Here is a 20,653-nt window from a genome sequence, read left to right as displayed (position 1 = left end):
GATTGATGGGAAAGGTGTACCAATTAATCAAGGCAAACCGGGCCCAATTTCCGGCTCGTGTTCTATGTGAGACACTCGGTGTATCGCACAGCGGTTACTATGACTGGGCAAAACGCACACCCAACCGACGGGCCATTACCAACTGTCGATTGATCGAGCAGATCATGGCTATATACCGTACAAGCGATTGTACGTATGGCCGCCCCCGCATTACCGTTGAATTAGCCGATCGTGGAGTCAGGGTCAATCATAAGCGCGTAGGCAGGTTGATGCGTGAAGCTGGAATTAAAGGGGTGAGTCGCAGGCGAAGCTTTGTGATCACGACTCATCGGAATAAGCGTGACCGCCCTGCACCGGATTTAGTGCAACGTCATTTCAAGGCAGCTAGCATCAATCAACTATGGGTTGCGGACATGACTTACATTCCTACCTGGGCAGGATTTTTGTACCTAGCCGTGGTCATCGATGTATTCAGCCGTAAGGTAGTGGGCTGGTCTTTCGGTGAAACCATGACAACAAGCCTGGTAATCAGTGCGTTGAACATGGCGTTAATCACTCGTAAACCGGGCAAAGTGATTCACCACAGCGATCAGGGCAGTCAATACACCAGTGTTGAGTTCGGCAAGCGATGCAGGGAAATGGGTGTGCGTCCCTCCATGGGCAGTGTGGGGGATGCTTACGACAATGCGATGGCTGAAAGCTTTTTTGCCAGCCTAGAATGTGAATTGATCGATAGGCGCTCCTGGAAAAATAAAACTGAAGCAAGGTTAGCCATATTCACCTGGATCGAGTCATGGTACAACCCAACTCGCAGGCATTCCGGGCTGGGATACTTATCACCAAACAATTTTGAGAGAAAACTGAATGAGAAAAATAAAATCGCGATAAACTGCAATCCGCTTTCACAGGTCGAGACTCACTCGACTCCATGAAAAAATGTCCGTCAAATTGGGACAACTCCATACAGCCAGCCTTCCTGTGTCCAGATGTATGGGATAGCGCTGACATCCACTTGATCCGGTTTGGCAACAGTAAATTGCCGATTCAGTTAGCCCTGATTTCGACGCTTCTGGCCGCTCCTGCTAACGTAAATCCCTGATCCACAAACAGACTGCTTGCATTCAGTTTGAATTCCTTTGTATATTGTTTCCTCGTTTCCATTTTAAGATTATTTTCTCTTAACTGGAGTGTCCGGGTCTATTGGACCACATCAAAATGATAATAGCTCTTCATTAGATCCTTTGTTGGTAGGTCGTGCGCATGTTGTCTATGAACAAGGCGAACATGAGCAAGCATTGTTGTGAACGAGCATCTTTTTGTTGCCATAATAAGACGCCCCGCCTAAAAAACCGGCGCATACATTACTGTCAACGAGAGTTCAGAGAGTACTATCAAATGCATCCAAAGCCGGCCTCAGTGTATTAATAAGAATTTTTAGTTATGGGTTTGATACTTTTTTGTGGGTTTTGGGTCGCTGTTCTTGGTTACTCCTGTGCTGATGTGTGTGCAAGTATTGATTAGAAAAATAGGATTTGCCGAAGTATGAGTATTTCAGTACAGATGTACTGGCTGAAAATGACATGCTGACTATATCTACTGGATCGCTATTGTGATCAAATTTAAATGAGGTACTTAGTTGATTTACCTAAGAAATCCTGCAATATTCTTTTAGAGGGTTGAGTTTGTACAAAGATATTGTCCTCTGAAAGCTTTTTGTCTGTAGAACGGCAATTTTATTACAGATAAACAGATAAAAATTGTAGGCTACAACTATGGTTTGTAGTTGATTGGGTTTTAACGTAACACTCAATATATCCATCAACAACATTTGATTAATACAAAGACAAAGACAAAGACAAAGGAAATTACCATGAAGTATTCTTTTTTTGCAGGATCGAAAGGGCGAACGATGCTCGCCTTGGTGATGCTGTGCGGCGCTTCTCCTGTACTTGCACTCGGCACCCCGGCTTATTCCATTTCGGGCTCTGATTTTTTCGGTTCCGATGGGCCTGTAACCGTGGGTTTTAAATTCACCGCTGAGTCAGCTAGCAACCTGACCGCACTTGGCTACCACGATGAGGGCCTGGACGGACTCTTCAATGCTCATGACGTAGGGTTGTATGATCTGTCTGGTACATTGCTCGCCAGCGCGACCGTTCCCGATGGCACGACAGGTGATCTGATCGGAGAGTATCGTTACGTCACGCTTGGCAGCGCTTACGCGTTAACTGCGGGTACTCAATATGTGTTGGCCGCCCATACCTCGGCGGGCGACGGATACCGCTACGGTTTTGTGCCGCCAATCACGCTTACGGTCGATCCATTGATTTCGATTGCTGATGATGCCAGTCTCTATGTCTATGGCTCAGGGTTAGCCTTCCCAACAGCTTTCGCTGGTTATGACATCTATGCGACGCCTAACATGTTGTTGTCGCCGGTGCCAGAACCGGAAACCTATGCGTTGTTGTTAGTAGGATTGGGCTTAATAGGCTTTACATTGCGTAACAAGAAAGCTTAAAAACCAGTTATTTTTATTAAGCTTATACGGTTGAATGAAAAACCCGCCTATATGGCGGGTTTTTCTTGTCTGCTATTTTTCAGTGATGGTGCATTTGTGTAGTATTCGACTTTAATTTAGGTGGGTAGTTTAGCGCCTCGAGTGCTAATTCAAAAACAGGAACTCGCTTGCTTACAAGGCGAACTTCCAGCGAGTCAGACAGTGCGTTAAGGGGAGCGCCGCCTTGGTAGCTGAAACGTATTGAAATATGATCGCCTTTGGAAACTGCAATTGGTGTGGATAGTGGAACGATGATGTATTGGGTATGCCAATCGACGGTGTTGTGTGTCAGCATATTAATTGCCAGTATATTTTTGGTGATGAGTCGTAATGCATTGAGTTGACCGTCTTCAGCAATGATGATTTCTCCGTCCCAGTGACAGGTTTGGCTAAATGGCTCGGCATAAGTCAGCAGCTGAAATACCTCAGGATTTCCGAGGCTTTTGCTTCTTTCCTGAGTTGCGCAGGGGTCTTGAAATAAAATCGTGGGTGCGTAGAAACCTTCAAAATGGAAGTTTTGTTCTATCGGTTGAATGGCCTGAATACTGGCTTCTGGCACAAAGACCGGCAAGGGGCTGCCAAACTTTTCCCAGTAACGTTTTTTAAAGGAATCGATAACAGGCATTTGCTTTTCGCGCAACAAGCCGGTGTGCAGCATTTCACAGATCACCACATCGACCGGTTCCGGCGGCAAGTAATGCAGCGCATCGGCTTGGATAACTTCAACTTTGCCACCGTTGGCGTTTTTCGCAAGAAAGCTGCGTGCAGCACTTACTAGTTCCGGGTTGCGCTCTACACAATAAACTTTCTGGGCTTTTTGCGCGGCAAAAAACGATTGTACGCCAGTGCCGCCGCCCAGCTCCAGAACCTTAGAACCCGGTTTGACCACCAAATTAATCGCCTCTTTAAAGCCTTTCATCCGGATAGTGTCATTCAGCATATTGTGATGGTAATGCAGGGGAATGAATTGGCCAAGTTCCAAGCTCTCGAATTTATTTTTCATAGGGATTCCTGAATATTTAGCGCTGCGAATTTATAATGAGTTGCTGTGACTGTTGACAGCAATGATCATGCCAATCTTCGGAACGGCATACGCTGGGTGAGTTGGCGTTTTTTTACTTGCTTTTTTCTAGCGGATGGATGGCAAGACCGGCAAATATTGCCGAAATAATAATTGGACTCGAGCTTGCAGACCGGCATGCAAAAATTGAGATTTCAGCAATGCAGCGATAGCAAGCCAAGATTACTTCAATAACCGATAGGCGCTCATCAGAAATACAGCGTAATATTTCAAAACATAAAATGCATGTCTTCGTTATTTTATCGCCGATATAAACAGGTATAAATATTGTTATGACAGAACCAACGATTGTCTGCCCGAATTGTAAAACGGAAATCAAACTCACTGAATCATTGGCAGCGCCGCTGATTGAATCGACGCGTAGGCAATTTGAGCAAAGGCTGGCGCAAAAAGATACTGAAATCATTCAGCGCGAGCAGGCCATGCGTGAAAAACAAATGCAATTGACGGAAGATAGACGCAAGCTTGACGATCAGGTGGCTAGTCAAGTGGCGGAACAGTTGAAAGCAGAGCGTGCCCGCGTGATTGTGGAGGAATCCAAGAAAGCCAAACTGGCCAGCGCTGCCGAGCTGGATAATAAAGCGCGTGAACTGGCGGAATTGCAAGAAGTGCTCAAATCCCGCGACGAGAAATTGGCAGAAGCGCAAAAGGCGCAAGCCGAGCTCATCAAAAAACAGCGCGAGCTCGACGATGCCAAGCGTGAACTGGAGCTCACCGTAGAAAAGCGTGTGCAGGACGGATTGACCGAGGTGCGTACACTCGCCAAAAAAGAAGCCGAAGTCGAACAGAAACTTAAGGTGATGGAAAAAGAGCAAACCATTGCCGCGATGCAGAAGCAGATCGAAGATCTCAAACGCAGAGCTGAGCAGGGCTCGCAGCAACTGCAAGGGGAAGTACAGGAACTTGAGTTTGAGAACCTGTTGCGTATGAAATTTCCTTTCGATGCGATTGAACCAGTCCCTAAGGGTGAGTTTGGCGGGGATGTGCTGCATCGGGTTGTTAGCACGGGTGGTCAGGCCGGAGGCACCATTTTGTGGGAATTCAAACGCACCAAGAACTGGAGCGATGCTTGGCTGGTAAAACTGCGCGATGATCAACGCACCGCCAAGGCGGAAATCGCCGTGATCGTGAGCCAGATATTGCCGAAAGGTGTGGAAACCTTTGAAATGGTTGAAGGCGTCTGGGTTACCCACCCGCGCGCCGCTTTACCGGTGGCCATGATTCTGCGCCAATCCTTGCTGGAAATCGCTTTGGCACGCCAATCCTCAGAAGGCCAGCAAACCAAGACCGAAATGGTCTACCAATACCTCACCGGCCCGCGTTTCCGCCAGCGCGTGGAAGCCATCGTTGAGGCGTTTTCCACGATGCAGGAGGATCTGGATAAAGAGCGTAAAGTCATTATGAAACAATGGGCTAAGCGTGAGGAGCAGATTGAACGCGTGATGGGGGCTACCGTCGGTATGTATGGGGATCTGCAGGGAATTGCGGGGAAGTCTTTGCAAGAAATTAAAGGACTTGAGTTTTCTGCCTTAGAAGATATGGAGCCCGATAAAATGGACGAATAAATAGCAGGTGGTTTGTTTGGGAAAAATTGGTTCTCCCGATAAAGGGAAGCAAGAGGGTGTTAAAAACAGACTCAAAATACTCATTATTAAGTAGTAATTTATTATTCCGATTCTTTCGATAATTCTTACCAGTTGCTCATGGTGTTATCTTAGTGGGATTGGGTATTATGCATTCATACGACCACGCCATGGATTGTCTCGCATAATTGCCACCGATGGATTCACAAGATTCTTTTTCGTTACTAGAATATATAAACGATGTTATTAAGATCGCAGTTAAAAGAAGTGTATACAAAAAAACTTTTATCTTCTCGCTCATGATTTAACCTCATTGAATGGAATGAAAGAGAAATCATATCCCAAATAATCCCAAGGTATATTTGCACAATCACAAAAAGATTCACCGTGATTATCTTTTGCTCTCCACCAAACCGGCTGACCTGTCTGCGCCTGCCTTACTCTCATTTCGAATTGAGGAACAGGCTGGCAGATTAGGTAATGCGTTATGTTCGACATATCCACACAAGAAAGACCGCTTATGTCATGAAATGTAATTTCTTTTTCATAGGCATGTTCAATACCGCGCAGAATAAAACCTTCCTTAGCGGTGCGCATTTCATCCAACTGTTCTCTGGATCCGTTCCATTCTTTCCATTCAGCCATTTTTATTCTTCCTTAGATCTTTTAAACACCTATCCAGACTGGAAAATCATTGTCTCGTCATGAAATAACTTTAGTGAATTGTTTTAATATGGCTTGATATAACCACGACCCACCCCATGCAATTACAAGAACCATTAACAAGACTACTAAACCATAAAATATTTTATTAATCAATTCACTATCTCCTGCAATACTTTCACTTAGGCTGTCCGGGAAGAGCTTGGACAGTTACCCATTTTGATGTGTGCAATATTTATTCCGGTATGGGTTTACATGATGGCTTCCTGTTTTTGGTTTGATTAATATAGGGAGAGATTAGTTTTCTGCCGTGCTGATTGGCTATGTGCTTACTCTGAGTTTGGTGTGCATGATTTCATCGAGTGCGCGGTTGTTTGCTTGCTGTAGTGTGCTCAGCACTTGCCCGAATTCTGCGGCTAAATGATTTTGTTTGTCAAACTATCGAATTTCTAGCCTATAGAAATTGACCAGAAAAACTATGAGAGGGCGCTGAAAGATCTTGCGGGAGAGTTGTTTACAGATTGAAGAAAAAGTTTCTTAATTTTTCATACGGAGTCATATTGCTAATTCCAGATAGTAGCTGCAGAATTCAGTGTCTTATCAGGAAGAATGGCAGCATACAATTCCCGTGAGAAGTTATCGATGCCTACAAACAAGTAATCTCTCGGCAAAGTTTTGGTCTCACTCTTGAGTAGCGGTAGACGTTTTGTATCGAAATGAACCATCTCACCGGGATAACTTTTATTATAGTGACGGGCCGCAAGCTTTTTCTTGCTTTCAAGAGAAAGTTCAATCTTTGCCAAGCGCTTCATCCCATACTTTGCCTGCAAGAAGCGCTTGTTGGTTGATTACCTGGGAGAAAATTCCTGTTTCCTCGCTCGATCAATCAATTACCTTGTAAATCGTGGGACGGGATACTCGGAATCTCTGTGAAAGGGCAACAATGCTCCATTCCCTAGTTCCATAGAGTCGCCAGATCTCTTCACGATCAAGTGGCGTTAACCGTGTTCTTTGGTGTATTTTCATGTTTACATCCTCTCAAGAAGATGTAAACAACGCTAATAAAAATCACACCTTACATCAACTTTCATTGTCCGTGCTTCTTCCCGCAAACAATCACAGACGACAATGGAAAAGGGCGCAAGAAATACCGCTACAAGGACAAGCAGAAAAAATGAGCGACAATGATGACGCCTTGGTATTGAACACCGCAAGAAAAAAGTTATTTAAAGATATCTCTGCATTAATCAGAAAACAGGCTTGAGAAATAAGAATAGCCAGGCAGAATGAATAATCCCCTATCAACCAGATCGAATCAGAAAACAGTTCAATTACTCAGAGTCAGAACCCTTCCTTCAGACTCATTTCTGGATTGGAATATACAGGTTTAACTGCATGAATGCTTGCTCTAATGCTTATACATCTTCTTCGGGTTCTGGATCTTCTCGTAATGGTGTATTTACTGCTAACTGTGTGGTGATACCTTTTTCAGTGTTAATACTTCCGGGGATTTCCGGTGTTTTGCAATTTACATCAGCGTTTTGTGCACGATGCCGCAGGGCGTGATCAATCAACACCAGTGCAAGCATAGCCTCGACAATCGGTGTGGCGCGTATACCGACACAGGGATCATGCCTGCCATGCGTTTCAACAATTACCGGCATGCCAGTTTTATCAATCGAATGGCGTCCAAGACGTATACTGGATGTCGGTTTGATCGCGACATTGACGGTGATGTCCTGTCCGGTAGAAATGCCGCCTAATATGCCTCCCGCGTTATTACTTCGGAAACCATCCGGCGTCATTTCATCCGAATGTTCCGTGCCTTTTTGTGTAATGCAGGCGAATCCTGCGCCGATTTCTACGCCTTTCACCGCATTGATATTCATCATCGCGTAAGCAATTTCTGCATCCAGCCGGTCATAGACCGGTTCGCCCCAGCCGACTGGCACGCCTTGCGCCACTACGCTGATCTTGGCGCCTACTGAATCACCGGATTTGCGCAGTTTGTCCATAAATATTTCCAATTGGTCGGTGTAGCTGTTGTCAGCAACAAAAAAAGGATTGTTGTGGACGTCATCCCAGTGTTTGAAGGGAATTTCTATCGGCCCCAGTTGTGACATGTAACCGCGAATGACAACGCCAAATTTTTCATGCAACCATTTCTTCGCAATGGCACCGGCTGCAACCCGGACTGCCGTTTCACGAGCCGATGCGCGACCGCCGCCACGGTAATCGCGAATACCGTATTTTTGCCAATACGTGTAATCAGCGTGGCCAGGACGGAAAACGTCCATGATCTTGCTGTAATCTTTGCTGCGTTGATCTTCATTGCGTATCAACAATGCAATCGGTGTGCCGGTCGTTTTGTCTTCAAATACACCCGATAGAATTTCTACCGTGTCGGATTCGCGCCGTTGCGTCACATGACGCGATGTTCCCGGCTTGCGCCGATCGAGTTCCAACTGGATGTCTTCCACGGTTATTTCTAATCCGGGCGGGCAGCCGTCCACGACGCAACCAATCGCGGGGCCGTGAGATTCGCCAAAAGAGGTGACACTGAAAAGTTTTCCAAAGGTATTTCCGGACATTCTGTTTTTCTCTTAAAACTGATTGTATGAGTCTATCATACGCACCCATAGTTTTTTGAATCGGCTTAAAGGAAATGGGTGATTTGGTTTCTGCAATATGTAAAATTCACGCCATTCAATGCGAAACAACCACGAATCCGATTGAGGAATATCAAGAATGAAATGCTCTCATCATGCTATACCTGCGGTAAAATGCGGGCCATTGCCTAAGGGCTATTATAAAAATATACCATTCTTTGGAATATACGAAGAGAAACGGGATTATACGAATTTCTGAAATATCCGAATACGCATACACCCTGCATTGAATACTATTAAAATTAAAACCGGGAGCTTGCATGAATACACCACGAGTTAAAGAATTTCTGATCAATCTGCAAGATAGCATCGTCAAAGGGCTAGAGCAGGTGGATGGTAAAACATTCAAACGTGATCAATGGGATCGCCCGGAAGGCGGCGGTGGAATGAGCAGTGTCATCGAAGAAGGCAATGTTTTGGAACGTGGTGGTGTTAATTTTTCTCATGTGTATGGTGCCGGATTACCAGCGTCAGCCACGGCTGCGCGCCCCGAATTAGCCGGCCGTTCGTTTGAAGCGATGGGGGTGTCTCTGGTTTTGCATCCGCGTAACCCTTATGCGCCGACAGTCCATATGAATGTGCGTTACTTCGAAGCGCGTAAGGAGGGTGCTGAGCCGGTCTGGTGGTTCGGCGGCGGTATGGATCTGACGCCTTATTATGGCTATGCAGAAGATGCGATCCATTTTCATCAAACTTGCAAGAATGCATTGCAACCGTTCGGCGATGATTGCTACCCGCGTCTGAAAAAATGGTGTGATGACTATTTTTATTTAAAGCATCGTAAAGAACCGCGTGGCATAGGGGGGGTTTTCTTCGATGATCTGAATCAACCCGATTTTGATACCTGCTTTAAACTGACCCAAAATGTAGGGGGGTATTTTTTGACAGCTTACCGTCCCATTCTGGAAGGACGCAAAGACACGCCGTATGGCGAACGTGAACGAGATTTTCAAGCGTATCGGCGCGGGCGCTATGTGGAGTTTAATCTGGTATGGGACCGGGGTACTTTATTCGGCCTACAATCGGGCGGGCGGACGGAATCCATATTGATGTCTTTGCCGCCGATTGTTAAATGGCGCTATGACTGGAAACCGGAAGCGGGTACTGCAGAAGATAAGCTGTATACCGATTTTCTGATTGGCAAGGATTGGGTGTAATCAACTTGATACATTTTTGGAGTGCTTAGCAGAATGGGCATGAATCAGTGAACAGGGTATCGCTGAACACGCAGATTTTGCTCGGTACGCTATCGGGTGTTGCATTGGGTCTCTGGTTTGCCCAGTTAGGGCAAGCGTCAAGCATTACACAGAATGGGCTATATGCTGCAAAACTGGTGGGTACATTGTTCATTGATTTATTGCGGATGGTATTGATTCCACTGGTTTTTACATCAATTGTGGTCGGGGTGGCCAATTTACGTTCGCATCAGCAAATGAATCGTGTTTGGCAGGTGACGCTCATCTTTTTTGTTTCGACGATGGCGCTGGCTGTTGTGTTGGGATTAACGGCTGCTAACTTATTGCAACCGGGTGGTGGTTTACAGATAGCCATGTTTCAGGATGCGATGCAAGGTTTTCAGGCAACGCAGATGTCTCTACCTGACTTTTTTGCACATTTCTTGCACTCATTGTTTCAAAATCCAATTGCGGCGCTGGCGCAGAGCAATGTGTTGGCTGTCGTGATATTTGCTTTATTGCTGGGTATTGCGTTGGTGGTGGGCGGTGAGCGCTATCGCAATATCCTGACATTGATGCAAGAATTTCTGGAGTTGATATTGATGTTGGTTGGCTGGATCATGCGCCTGGCGCCATTTGGAATCATGGCATTATTGTTGCAATTGGTCGCCACACAAGATACCAGTCTGCTGACGACTTTGATCAAGTTTGTAGCTATTGTTATGGGTACCCTTTTGTTGCATGGGCTTGTGGTGCTGCCATTAATTCTTTATCTGATTACTGGCATGACACCCCTCAAATTCTGGTTGGGTGCACGTGAAGCATTAATCACTGCTTTTGCCACCAGTTCCAGTGCAGCGACACTGCCCGTTACATTACGTTGTGCTGAGCAGCATTTGCATGTCAAACGAGATGTGGCAGGTTTTGTTATTCCATTGGGTGCGACGATGAATATGGATGGTACGGCACTCTATGAAGCGGTTGCGGCTTTGTTTATTGCCAATCTGGCCGGGGTTGAACTGAGATTCTTGCAGCAGATGGTTGTATTTTTGACGGCCATGCTAGCCGCAATTGGTGCACCGGGTATTCCCAGTGCCGGAATGGTAACGATGGTAATGGTGCTGCAATCGGTTGGATTGCCGGTTGAAGCGATCGCTATTTTGTTACCAGTCGATCGAATACTCGATACGTTTCGTACCATGGTAAATGTAGAAGGGGATTTGGTGGGAAGTCTGGTGGTACAGAAATGGATCAAACAAGATCAATCAAACGAATAAAGTATTTATCATTTCAATTTCTTAGATCAGATCGTTATCAATAAAACGTTGTTGAATCTCCCGCACCTTCTCAGCGTTGTTGATCAATGCTTCGACACAATCTCGATCTAATTTGGAATTAGACATTTTCTGCAACATGCTAAAAGCATCTTCATTACTCCACGGTGCTTTATACGACCGTCGCGAAGTTAATGCATCAAATACATCCGCTACTGCGCTGATACGAGCTTCAATAGGAATTTCTTCACCTTTTAAGCCCTTGGGATACCCACTGCCATCAACCGCTTCATGGTGAAACTCAGCGATGTTGCGCAAGATATTGGCGTGACCAAAAGTACCCAGACTAAAGTTTTCGAGAACAGAATCAATAATTTCACGGCCTTTCGCCGGATGAGTTTTCATGACATCAAACTCTTCTGAATTGAGTTTGCTAGGCTTACGCAGAATATTATCTGGAATTCCAATCTTGCCAACGTCGTGCATCGGTGAGAACAAGAAAATATGCTCGATTTGTTCATCGCTAATGTTATAGCTTGGAGAAAGCTCGCGTGCAATAAGCCGAGCGTAGTGCGCAGTCCGGTCAATATGTGAACCGGTTTCAAGATCGCGGTAATGCGTCATGTTACGTGCAGCGCGGACTGCAGCAAGCAAAGTGCGTATGGCAGTCAATTCATTGATGACCATCAGCGCGATTAGATGCCCATAGATGTCAATCTGGCGCAGAGTTTTGGGAGCAAATGGGTGTTCTTGAAGTGAATTAAAAAACAAAAAGCCAATGAAAGTGCCACTTTGATAGAGTGGCATGGTGTAACTGGATTTATAACCTTTGGCTGCGACACGTTTGGTATGTTCATGAGTGCCTTGGGAAAAAATATTGAGATCCTGCACCAAGCGTGGACGACGGTGCTCGATGATGGCATAGAGTGACGGTGCGGAACTGAGCGGTGCTTCGTAGGTCGTCACGGGGCTGTCATTACCTTCCGTGCTATGGGTATAGGTTTTGAGCATTTCTGTTTTTTCGTCAAACAGGGCAATGGCCAAACGATCAATAAACGGAAAATCCTGACGAATGACTTGATGTAAGAAACGCAGTTTTTCTGACAGTGGTAAATTTTCATGTAAGTTCGCAAGCGTATCCTGGTGTGTAAAGAGATCTTTTTCCTGTTGCATAAAAATCCTTCCTGCGAGTGACTATGATGATAATCAAGGTTGCTTTGCCAGCATTAACTGTATCGATATGGCGGTATAACAATTGCGCAATGGTCGCTATCAATAAATTCTCTGAGCATTTTAAACGATTTACTTTGAACATGTCGTGCTGGTTTGAAGAGCCGATAGACTGATAGACAAGTTATTTTTGGTTTTGTAGCAATTAATTGTTGAATTGCAAGTCAAGGATACATCGGAATGTAAAAAGAGGTATACATCATGAAAGCAGCTGGATTCAAAGGTTGGATAAAATCGATTGAACGGATGAGCCGCGGTCAGCGAGACAAGCGTCGAGAAAGATTAGAAGGAAAGGCCGCTGCTGATTCAGCAAGAAGCTGAAAGCATGGTTACCGCCAAAACGTATCAAGCACAACTTATACCCTCATCACTGTGCATGACTCAAGCTGGGGGCTGGATGGTATAACGCTCCAAGTCCGGCTCTGCGAGGGCGGCGAGCTTTGAGGCTTGCCGCTATTCTCCACCATAACGTCTTATAGTAACTCTCGGACAACTCATTTCACGGTAGGCAATCTCTCAGTTTTACTCAGCGATTATTGGGGTCAAGAATCATGCCTGGTGGTGTATCAAATCCTTCAGGAGCAGTTATTTGGCTGACATCATAGTGCACGGTTTTTCGAGTTGGTTCATCTATTTATGTGCACTATTTTAGCAAAAACACAATATTATTAAATTTAATCTCTTCCGGGTTTAATTCCTCGCTGCTTGCGGCGGGGTGCTTTATTCAATTGTCTATACTTTTTGAGTAAGCTCTAGCTATGCGCCTAAGAATTAAGAAAATCTGCATTTGCCATCCCACTTTTCTCGTGAGGATTGCTTAAATCCGACAGGCTTCTAGTGTAATCAATTCAGTTTCTGTAGTTGTTCATTCAGGTTATCAAGTTTTGTATGAAACGCGGTTAAACGATCCATCTCCTGTGTCACAACGTTTGCCGGTGCGCGTTCTACAAAGCTTGGATTTGACAGTTTGGTTTGCGCTTTGGCTATTTCTGCTTCGAGACGTGTTATTTCTTTGGTCAAACGTTCGCGCTCAGCTTCGATATCTATTTCAATTTTCAGCATCAACTTGAAATCTCTTACAATAGATACTGGCGCATCCGCATCGGGCAATCCATCCTGGCAAATTTCTATGCCGGATAATTTGACCAGAGACAATAAGTACGGCGAGAAATCCGCCAATGTTTGCTGAGTTCCGGCCGCCAGCAATGGTACTTTTAATGCTGGTGATAGGTTCATTTCACTGCGTAGCGTGCGGCAGGCATTGATCATCTCTTTTAGTAAATTAATATTTTCAGTGGCTTGCGGATTAATGGCTGTAAGATTCGCGATTGGATAAGGCTGGCACATAATGCTTGAACCCGATTTTCCAGCCAATGGCGCAACTTTTTGCCACAATTCCTCGGTGATAAATGGAATGATCGGATGAGCCAGCCGTAGCATGGTTTCCAATACCCGAACCAAGGTACGGCGTGTTGCTCGTTGAATCGCGTCTTGATCACTATTTAGCTGTACTTTGGCAAGCTCAACATACCAATCGCAATATTCATCCCAGACTAATTCGTAAATTTCGCGTGCGGCTAAGTCAAAACGGTAATTGCTGAATGCTTGCTCAACCGCCAGCTCTGCCTGCTGTAAACGGCTGATGATCCACTGATCCGCGGCGGAGTATGTTACAGGTAGCGCTTCATCCACCCCGGTATCTTTTCCTTCACAATTCATCATGACATAGCGGGTTGCGTTCCATAGCTTGTTACAGAAATTTCTGTACCCTTCGCAACGCTGCATATCAAATTTGATATCCCGTCCATGGGATGCCAAGCTGGCGAATGTAAAGCGCAAGGCATCGGTGCCGAAGGCTGGGATGCCATCGGGAAAATGTTTTCGGGTGTTTTTCTCAATGGATTCGGCTTGTTTCGGATTCATTAATCCGGTTGTGCGCTTTGCAATCAAAGCGGGCAGGGTGATGCCGTCAATCAGATCCAGTGGGTCCAGAACATTGCCTTTGGATTTACTCATTTTCTGACCTTCAGCATCACGAATCAGGCCAGTGATGTAAACTTCCCTGAATGGTACCTTGCCGGTGAAATGCAGCGACATCATCACCATACGTGCGACCCAAAAGAAAATAATATCAAAACCGGTGATGAGCACCGAAGTCGGCAGGAAGGTTTTTAGTTCTGGTGTTTGATCCGGCCAACCCAAGGTGGAAAATGGCCAGAGTGCTGACGAGAACCAGGTATCCAGAACATCTTCATCTTGTTTTAGATTGTTTTTCCCGGAAAGCTGTTGCGCTTCTTCCAGACTATGCGCAACCGTGATGTTGCCGTCTTCGTCGTACCATGCGGGAATGCGGTGTCCCCACCATAATTGACGGGAAATGCACCAGTCCTGAATATTTTCTAACCACTGATTGTAGACATGAGCCCAGTTATCCGGTGTAAATTTGACTTCACCATTCGCGACGACGTCCAATCCACGTTTGGCCAAACCTTCCATCGCAACATACCATTGATCGGTTAGCATCGGTTCAATGATTGTGTTGGTTCGATCGCCACGCGGAGCCATAAGTTTGTGGGGCTTGGTTTCAACCAGGAAACCTTGTGTTTCCAGATCCGCAATGATCTTTTTCCTGGCATCAAAACGATCTAGCCCCTGATATTCAACCGGCGCCAGATCATTAATTTTTCCATCGAGGGTAAAAATATTGATGGGAACCAGATGATGTCGTTGACCCACTTGGTAATCATTGAAATCGTGTGCCGGGGTGATTTTGACACACCCTGTGCCGAATTCCAGATCGACATAAGTGTCTGCAATGATGGGGATGGTTCGCTCACACAGCGGAAGCCTTATATGGCGTCCGATCAGGTGTTGATAACGCGGATCATCCGGATGTACAGCAACTGCGACATCGCCAAGCATGGTTTCAGGGCGAGTGGTGGCGACAATTAAGGCTTCTGTTTGTTCGGTATGGTTGCCATCCGCCTGTTCCAGCGGATAACGAATATGCCACAAAGAACCATTCTCTTCTGTCGCTACCACTTCCAAATCGGAAACCGCTGTTTGTAGGACCGGGTCCCAATTTACCAGTCGCTTGCCGCGATAAATGAGGCCTTCGCGATAGAGACGGACAAAAACTTCAGTGACTGCACGCGATAATGCGGCATCCATGGTGAAACATTCGCGCGTCCAATCGCAGGAAGTGCCTAGGCGCCGCATTTGCCGGGTGATCGTGGAGCCGGATTCTTCTTTCCATTGCCAAATTTTTTCCAGAAAAGCTTCCCTACCCAACGCGCGACGATCGAGTTTCTGCTGATCCAGTTGACGTTCAACCACAATCTGTGTGGCGATACCAGCGTGATCAGTGCCTGGCTGCCATAACGTGTTATCCCCTAACATACGGTGGTAGCGGGTCAACGCATCCATCAAGGTATGCTGGAACGCATGTCCCATATGCAAGGTACCCGTGACATTCGGCGGCGGCAACATAATGCAGTAGGCAGATTGATCTGTCATAGCGGTTGGTTTGAAATGGCCAGCCGATTCCCAGATGGAATACCAATGATCTTCAATGCGTTTTGGGTCAAAACTTTTTTCGAGTTCCATGGAATTTAAGTTGTATTGAATGGTACAAATAGGACCGCCATTATAGCGGATGGCATTTCGATGCGTATGACAACAAACAAAAGCTCCTTTTATAGATGCCGAGAAGAATTGTTTGGAGAAGGATCTTGAAGGTGATCGGGTTGAAAAACGGGGCGATTATTTAGTTTGATCAACTAGGCGGATTTCCAGTGCCTTAGTTAAAGCTTCTCTATCCAAGGTATCCATTTCGATGTTTGCGTCCGCCAGTGCGGCATCGAGTATTTGCCGGATGGGTGTCAAGCGCTTTGGTTGCGGTTGTATGACTGCTGGATGGAGGATGACTGCCTCGGTTAACACCGGTATTTTGTCCGCAAGGACTGGCGCTGCATGATCATCTGGTAACGTAGAAACGGGAGTGACTATCGAGTTAGGGCTAGCGATTATATTACCTTGATTCTGATATTTATTCAGCAAGCTGCGGAATTTTGTCAATATCTCAGAATCGTCGGTATCTATTGAGGTTTTATCATCATTCATCGTAGAGTGACTCTGATTAATCAATCAAGATTGAAATGTTGTATCTCATAACCAGCATCTTTATAAAAACGATAGCGTTCACGGGCAACCAGCTTATCTTTATGAGAAACACCCGCGATCTCGATAATTCTATTAAATATATTGAATAAAGGTGGATGTTTCTGATGTAGATTAAGTAGTACGTCATAATGACTATCCGGTGGGATCTGTCCACTCAGAATAACAGGTGTAACGTTGAGCAACTGGGGATCATCTTGAAGTGTGCAATGCGGAATAAAACTGGTAGGGGAGAATGTCCAAAGCAATTCATTGAATTGTTCAAGTACTGTCGCATCAGGGGAATAAGCCATTATTTTCATATTTTGTTTGGCAGCCTTGGCGCACAGTCGGCAGGCTGTTTGCAATTTATCATTGGATCCTGAATAGAAATAAATTTGAGTCATTCAATATTCATCCGCTTAATGCTTCACCACTTCAATTCGCATAGCCACCGCGTCGTTATTGCTGATTAATTCGGCGCACACATGGAATAATGATGCATTATTCATCACGGATAGTGGAATTAATCAGCAAGTTTAAGCGCTATGTTAATTGCCTGTCTTCGCTTGTGTAATTAAGAATTGTGTCAACAACGGAACAGGTCGTCCAGTTGAACCTTTTTCTTTGCCGGATTTCCATGCTGTCCCCGCGATATCCAGATGCGCCCAACGGTATTTCTTGGTAAAACGGGATAAAAAGCAAGCGGCTGTGATGGTCCCTGCAGCGCGTCCCCCGATGTTGGCAATATCTGCAAAATTACTTTTCAACAAATCCTGATATTCATCCCATAAAGGCAGCTGCCAGGCGCGGTCAATGGCTTGCTCGCCAGCAGCCAAAAGCGCCTGTGCCAGCTTGTCATCGTTGCTGATCAATCCTGTCGTGAAATTCCCGAGCGCAATTACACATGCGCCGGTCAATGTTGCGATATCAATGACTACTTTCGGGTTATAACGTTCTGCGTAAGTTAATGCATCACACAAAATCAGGCGTCCTTCTGCATCGGTATTCAGAATCTCGATTGTTTGGCCAGACATGCTGGTTACCACATCACCTGGTTTTGTTGCTCTGCCACCAGGCATATTTTCGGTTGCTGGAATGATCCCAACTACATTGATAGGTAACTTCATTTCGGCAACCGCAAGCAGAGTTCCCAGAACACTGCCGGCTCCGCTCATGTCGAATTTCATCTCGTCCATTTCGGCAGCAGGTTTAAGAGAAATGCCACCGGTATCAAAGGTAACCCCTTTTCCTACCAAAACAATCGGGTTTTCTTTTTTGCCCGATCCTTGGTATTCCAGCACAATTAACTTCGCCGGTTGCTCGCTACCCCGCGTGACGGCTAGAAGAGAGCCCATTCCCAGCTTTTCCATATCTTTTTCTTCAAGTACAGATGTTTTGAGTTTGTGGGATTTAGCAAGATCTTTAGCTTGTTTAGCCAGATATGTGGGTGTGCAAATATTCGGTGCAAGATTTCCCAAATCTTTCGCCAGATTCATGCCATGTGCTATTGCTAGGCTTTGCTGCACGGATTCTTCGCAGGCCGCCAACTCAGTACGGTTATCAATGCACAGTACTAGCTTGCGTAAACTACGCGGACTGTTTTCCGGCTTACTTTTAAGCTGATCAAACCGATAGTTGCTGTTGCTTGTGGCGATGACAATTTGTGAAACTTTCCAATGGCTTGCCTGCTCTTTGATCGGGAAGTCAGATAAAAACAGTGTTGCGTCAGTAACCGCCGTTTTTTGCAAAGTATTTAAAGTAGTATTGACTGCAGACAGAAATGTTTTTTCTTTGAATTCCGATTCCTTGCCTAATCCAATCAGTAGAACCCTTTTAAACAGCGTATCTGGAACATTATGCAATAACAGCGAGGTGCTGGCCTTGCCATCCATATCGCCCAGCGCAAGTATATTTTTAATATATCCTTGGGTGACTTTATCCAGAATTTTGGCTGAATCGGTCAGTTTTCTTGATTCAAAAATACCCACTACTACACAGGCTCCGCGTTGTTTCTCCGGGGTTCCTACTTTTATTGCAAAATCCACGTCAGACTCCTTTTTAAAAATTTTTTCTAAGAAATTTATATATGTCGTTTGTTTTTTGGCACACTTGTAGTCGAATTATTTCAAATAATTTAAACAATTTATACGGAAGATTAATAGCATAACATCTGCTTAATTGAAACAAGGAATACTTGTTAAGGGTATAAAGTATAGAGCAGAGAAAACTTACAAGTTACTGCAAATATATCTTATGAAATTAATTGAATATGTTATCTTTATATGATACTAAAAACAGAATAAATCATACTTTCAATAATATATGAGTGTTATCTAATAATAAGGATAATAAGTGATTGATGATACATTGAAGAGACGACTAGATTATTGCACAACGCTACCAAGCTTACCTGCGGTTGCCGTCAAAATAATCGAAATGGCCAACGATCCTGATGCCGATATCAGGACGGTTTGTGAATATATTTCCCTGGATCCGGTTCTCGCGGCAAAATTACTTCGTACAGCCAATACCCCTTTGTATAAATCGCGCCGGGTTGCAACGAATATCCGTCAGGCTGTCAGCATTCTTGGGACACATACTGTTCTTGTCATTGCGTTATCCTTTTCATTAGCCAGTTCACTCATGACGACGCCATTGTCAGGTGGTAGTGCTGCTTTTGACAGCAATATTTTCTGGCGTCGGTCGATTACATCAGCCCTCGCCAGTCGCGCGCTTGGGGAAAAGCTTGAGCTGAATTTTCTGGATGATTTATTTCTGGCCGGATTAATACAGGAAATTGGTATTCTCGCGTATTGGGTTATCATGCCTGAAGAATATGGCAAAATCTTTGCATCGGCTCCTGATCATGACGAGTTGCTTAAAATGGAACGTAAAGCTTTTGGGGCTGGACATGATGAATTGGGTTACGCGCTTCTCAAAAAATGGCATATTCCGGATTATATCGCCTTATCCTGTGTCAACAGTCACTCCCAACCGGAGCCCCAAAATTTAGGGCCAACGCTTCAATCGTGTTTGGCTGTATCCCGTTACTTAGCTGACTATTTTCTGTATCCGCACGAATCTGGAAAAATGATTACTCTCAATAAAGCCACACAAAATTGGCTTGGACTTGATCCTTCTGCACTTATTGAGGTCATCAAGATTATGGAAGTTGGGCTGAGTTCTGTAGAAGAACTTTTTGAAATGACTATTCATCATCCGTGTGAAATAACAGGAATTCTGGCAGAAGCCAAAGAGTTACTAATGATACACGATCTATCCAGATTGAAGGATTTAGAAGATAAATCGCAGCGCGATGGATTAACCGGAGCATACAACCGGACTTATTTCGATGAAACATTACGGCGCGAATTTAATCTTGCAATGCAATACAATCTGCCTTTGACCATCGCTATTATTGATCTTGACCATTTTAAAAATGTTAATGATACCTTCGGACATGTCGCAGGAGATTCATTATTGGCTATTGTCGTAAAAACACTTTTCGATCAAATTCGCCAGGATGACACGCTGAGCCGTTATGGAGGTGAAGAATTTGCTTTGATTCTTCCAGGCACAACACTTGCTGCCTCAAGAACGCTAATTTCCCGTTTAAAAGATTCCATTGCCGCGATTGCGTATAAATTTGATGGGGACATTACAATCCAAATTACTGCTTCCATTGGTGTCGCTTCTTATTATGAGAATGCAACACATTTCCAGGAACCTAGGGATCTAATCAAAGCCGCTGACTACGCGCTTTATGCTGCCAAGCATGCTGGCCGCAATCAAATTATGGAGTGGAGCGCTAGTTAAGTTTCTCATAACCCAAGCTGTCTGCATTAAAGAAAAGGCGGATTCAACTTTGGAGTGCAACTTTTGTAAGGAAGTTTACAGGCAAGCTGCGGTAGTATCGGAGCCACTTAAACGACCAAGTAGAAGGAGCACACAGTGAAGCACTACAAGCAGCTCACCAGAGAGCAACGATACCAGATTTCTGGCTTGAAGATAGCAGGTTTGAATCAATCGCAAATTGCGGATGAGGTTTGGCGTACACAAGTCGACGATTTCTCGGGAATTCAGATGGAACAAGCGTCTCAGCGGCTTGCTCTGGAAGGCGGGTTGCCGATCAGCCATGGCATTTATGCAGATAAGCGCCGTGGTGGGTGACCTGTGGCGGCCTTGCGCTGCCAGAAGCCGCGCAGGAAGCGTTATGCGAGCGGACAAGAATGCCGAGGTATGATCAAAAACCGGATCGGC

Annotated in this window: 17 protein-coding genes and 1 pseudogene; 9 read left to right on the top strand and 9 right to left on the bottom strand. The window is 45.2% G+C overall.

Annotated features, from left to right (window positions below; translation table 11 throughout):
• Both K2P83_RS04340 and K2P83_RS04335 read left to right on the top strand, forming a co-directional pair.
• Positions 1-932: IS3 family transposase (locus K2P83_RS04340; RefSeq protein WP_292926657.1), on the top strand; the 932-nt coding region annotated here is incomplete at its 5' end.
• 989 nt (positions 933-1,921) lie between these two features.
• The gene (locus K2P83_RS04335) at positions 1,922-2,518 is read left to right on the top strand and encodes a DUF4082 domain-containing protein (protein WP_292926655.1); all 597 of its coding nucleotides are present in this window, start codon (positions 1,922-1,924) and stop codon (positions 2,516-2,518) included.
• A 79-nt stretch (positions 2,519-2,597) separates the two neighbouring features.
• Here K2P83_RS04335 and K2P83_RS04330 read toward each other — a convergent pair whose 3' ends face one another.
• The gene (locus K2P83_RS04330; RefSeq protein WP_292926653.1) at positions 2,598-3,560 is read right to left on the bottom strand and encodes a methyltransferase domain-containing protein; all 963 of its coding nucleotides are present in this window, start codon (positions 3,558-3,560) and stop codon (positions 2,598-2,600) included.
• A gap of 350 nt (positions 3,561-3,910) precedes the next feature.
• Here K2P83_RS04330 and K2P83_RS04325 point away from each other — a divergent pair, with 350 nt between their 5' ends.
• Entirely contained in the window at positions 3,911-5,203 is a 1,293-nt protein-coding gene (locus tag K2P83_RS04325) for a DUF2130 domain-containing protein (RefSeq protein WP_292926652.1), read from the top strand.
• Between the two features lie 315 nt (positions 5,204-5,518).
• On the opposite strand, the gene K2P83_RS04320 is transcribed toward K2P83_RS04325, so the two are convergent.
• Complete coding sequence (locus K2P83_RS04320; RefSeq protein WP_292926650.1) at positions 5,519-5,866, bottom strand: hypothetical protein; 348 nt, start codon at positions 5,864-5,866, stop codon at positions 5,519-5,521.
• A 581-nt stretch (positions 5,867-6,447) separates the two neighbouring features.
• On the bottom strand, positions 6,448-6,687 hold the full coding sequence (locus K2P83_RS04315; RefSeq protein ID WP_292926648.1) for a hypothetical protein: 240 nt from the start codon (positions 6,685-6,687) through the stop codon (positions 6,448-6,450).
• A 221-nt stretch (positions 6,688-6,908) separates the two neighbouring features.
• On the opposite strand from K2P83_RS04315, the gene K2P83_RS04310 reads away from it, so the two are divergent.
• Positions 6,909-7,148, top strand: a complete 240-nt coding sequence (locus K2P83_RS04310; RefSeq protein WP_292926647.1) for a hypothetical protein — start codon at positions 6,909-6,911, stop codon at positions 7,146-7,148.
• A 151-nt stretch (positions 7,149-7,299) separates the two neighbouring features.
• Here K2P83_RS04310 and aroC read toward each other — a convergent pair whose 3' ends face one another.
• Entirely contained in the window at positions 7,300-8,475 is a 1,176-nt protein-coding gene (gene aroC, locus K2P83_RS04305; protein ID WP_292926646.1) for a chorismate synthase, read from the bottom strand.
• A 338-nt stretch (positions 8,476-8,813) separates the two neighbouring features.
• Here aroC and hemF point away from each other — a divergent pair, with 338 nt between their 5' ends.
• A complete protein-coding gene (gene hemF, locus K2P83_RS04300) occupies positions 8,814-9,710 on the top strand; it encodes an oxygen-dependent coproporphyrinogen oxidase (protein WP_292926645.1) in 897 nt (298 codons plus the stop codon).
• Between the two features lie 47 nt (positions 9,711-9,757).
• Positions 9,758-11,005, top strand: a complete 1,248-nt coding sequence (locus K2P83_RS04295; RefSeq protein WP_292926644.1) for a dicarboxylate/amino acid:cation symporter — start codon at positions 9,758-9,760, stop codon at positions 11,003-11,005.
• A gap of 21 nt (positions 11,006-11,026) precedes the next feature.
• On the opposite strand, the gene K2P83_RS04290 is transcribed toward K2P83_RS04295, so the two are convergent.
• A complete protein-coding gene (locus K2P83_RS04290; protein WP_292926643.1) occupies positions 11,027-12,175 on the bottom strand; it encodes an HD domain-containing phosphohydrolase in 1,149 nt (382 codons plus the stop codon).
• A 258-nt stretch (positions 12,176-12,433) separates the two neighbouring features.
• Here K2P83_RS04290 and K2P83_RS04285 point away from each other — a divergent pair.
• Positions 12,434-12,538 (top strand): annotated as a pseudogene (locus tag K2P83_RS04285) (IS1595 family transposase); the annotation flags it as partial.
• A 537-nt stretch (positions 12,539-13,075) separates the two neighbouring features.
• Here K2P83_RS04285 and K2P83_RS04280 read toward each other — a convergent pair.
• The 4 genes from K2P83_RS04280 to K2P83_RS04265 all read right to left on the bottom strand — a co-directional run bounded on the left by K2P83_RS04280 (position 13,076) and on the right by K2P83_RS04265 (position 18,438).
• Positions 13,076-15,838, bottom strand: coding sequence for a valine--tRNA ligase (locus K2P83_RS04280; protein ID WP_292926642.1), 2,763 nt, complete (start codon positions 15,836-15,838; stop codon positions 13,076-13,078).
• 156 nt (positions 15,839-15,994) lie between these two features.
• Positions 15,995-16,354, bottom strand: a complete 360-nt coding sequence (locus tag K2P83_RS04275) for a hypothetical protein (RefSeq protein ID WP_292926641.1) — start codon at positions 16,352-16,354, stop codon at positions 15,995-15,997.
• Between the two features lie 20 nt (positions 16,355-16,374).
• Positions 16,375-16,797 (bottom strand): DNA polymerase III subunit chi, encoded by a 423-nt coding sequence (locus K2P83_RS04270; RefSeq protein ID WP_292926640.1) that lies wholly within the window; start codon positions 16,795-16,797, stop codon positions 16,375-16,377.
• Positions 16,798-16,941: 144 nt separating this feature from the next.
• Positions 16,942-18,438 (bottom strand): leucyl aminopeptidase, encoded by a 1,497-nt coding sequence (locus K2P83_RS04265; protein WP_292926639.1) that lies wholly within the window; start codon positions 18,436-18,438, stop codon positions 16,942-16,944.
• Between the two features lie 307 nt (positions 18,439-18,745).
• Here K2P83_RS04265 and K2P83_RS04260 point away from each other — a divergent pair, with 307 nt between their 5' ends.
• Positions 18,746-20,209 carry a GGDEF domain-containing protein gene (locus tag K2P83_RS04260; protein ID WP_292926638.1) on the top strand — a complete coding sequence of 488 codons (1,464 nt, stop codon included), beginning with the start codon at positions 18,746-18,748 and terminating at the stop codon, positions 20,207-20,209.
• A 135-nt stretch (positions 20,210-20,344) separates the two neighbouring features.
• Positions 20,345-20,563 carry a hypothetical protein gene (locus tag K2P83_RS04255; RefSeq protein WP_292926637.1) on the top strand — a complete coding sequence of 73 codons (219 nt, stop codon included), beginning with the start codon at positions 20,345-20,347 and terminating at the stop codon, positions 20,561-20,563.
• Positions 20,564-20,653: the final 90 nt, after the last annotated feature.

It is taken from the genome of Nitrosomonas sp., assembly GCF_019752415.1.
Classification (GTDB): Bacteria; Pseudomonadota; Gammaproteobacteria; order Burkholderiales; family Nitrosomonadaceae; genus Nitrosomonas.
The sequence above is the reverse complement of the archived record's forward strand: the minus strand, read 5'-3'. Positions and strand labels throughout refer to the sequence as shown.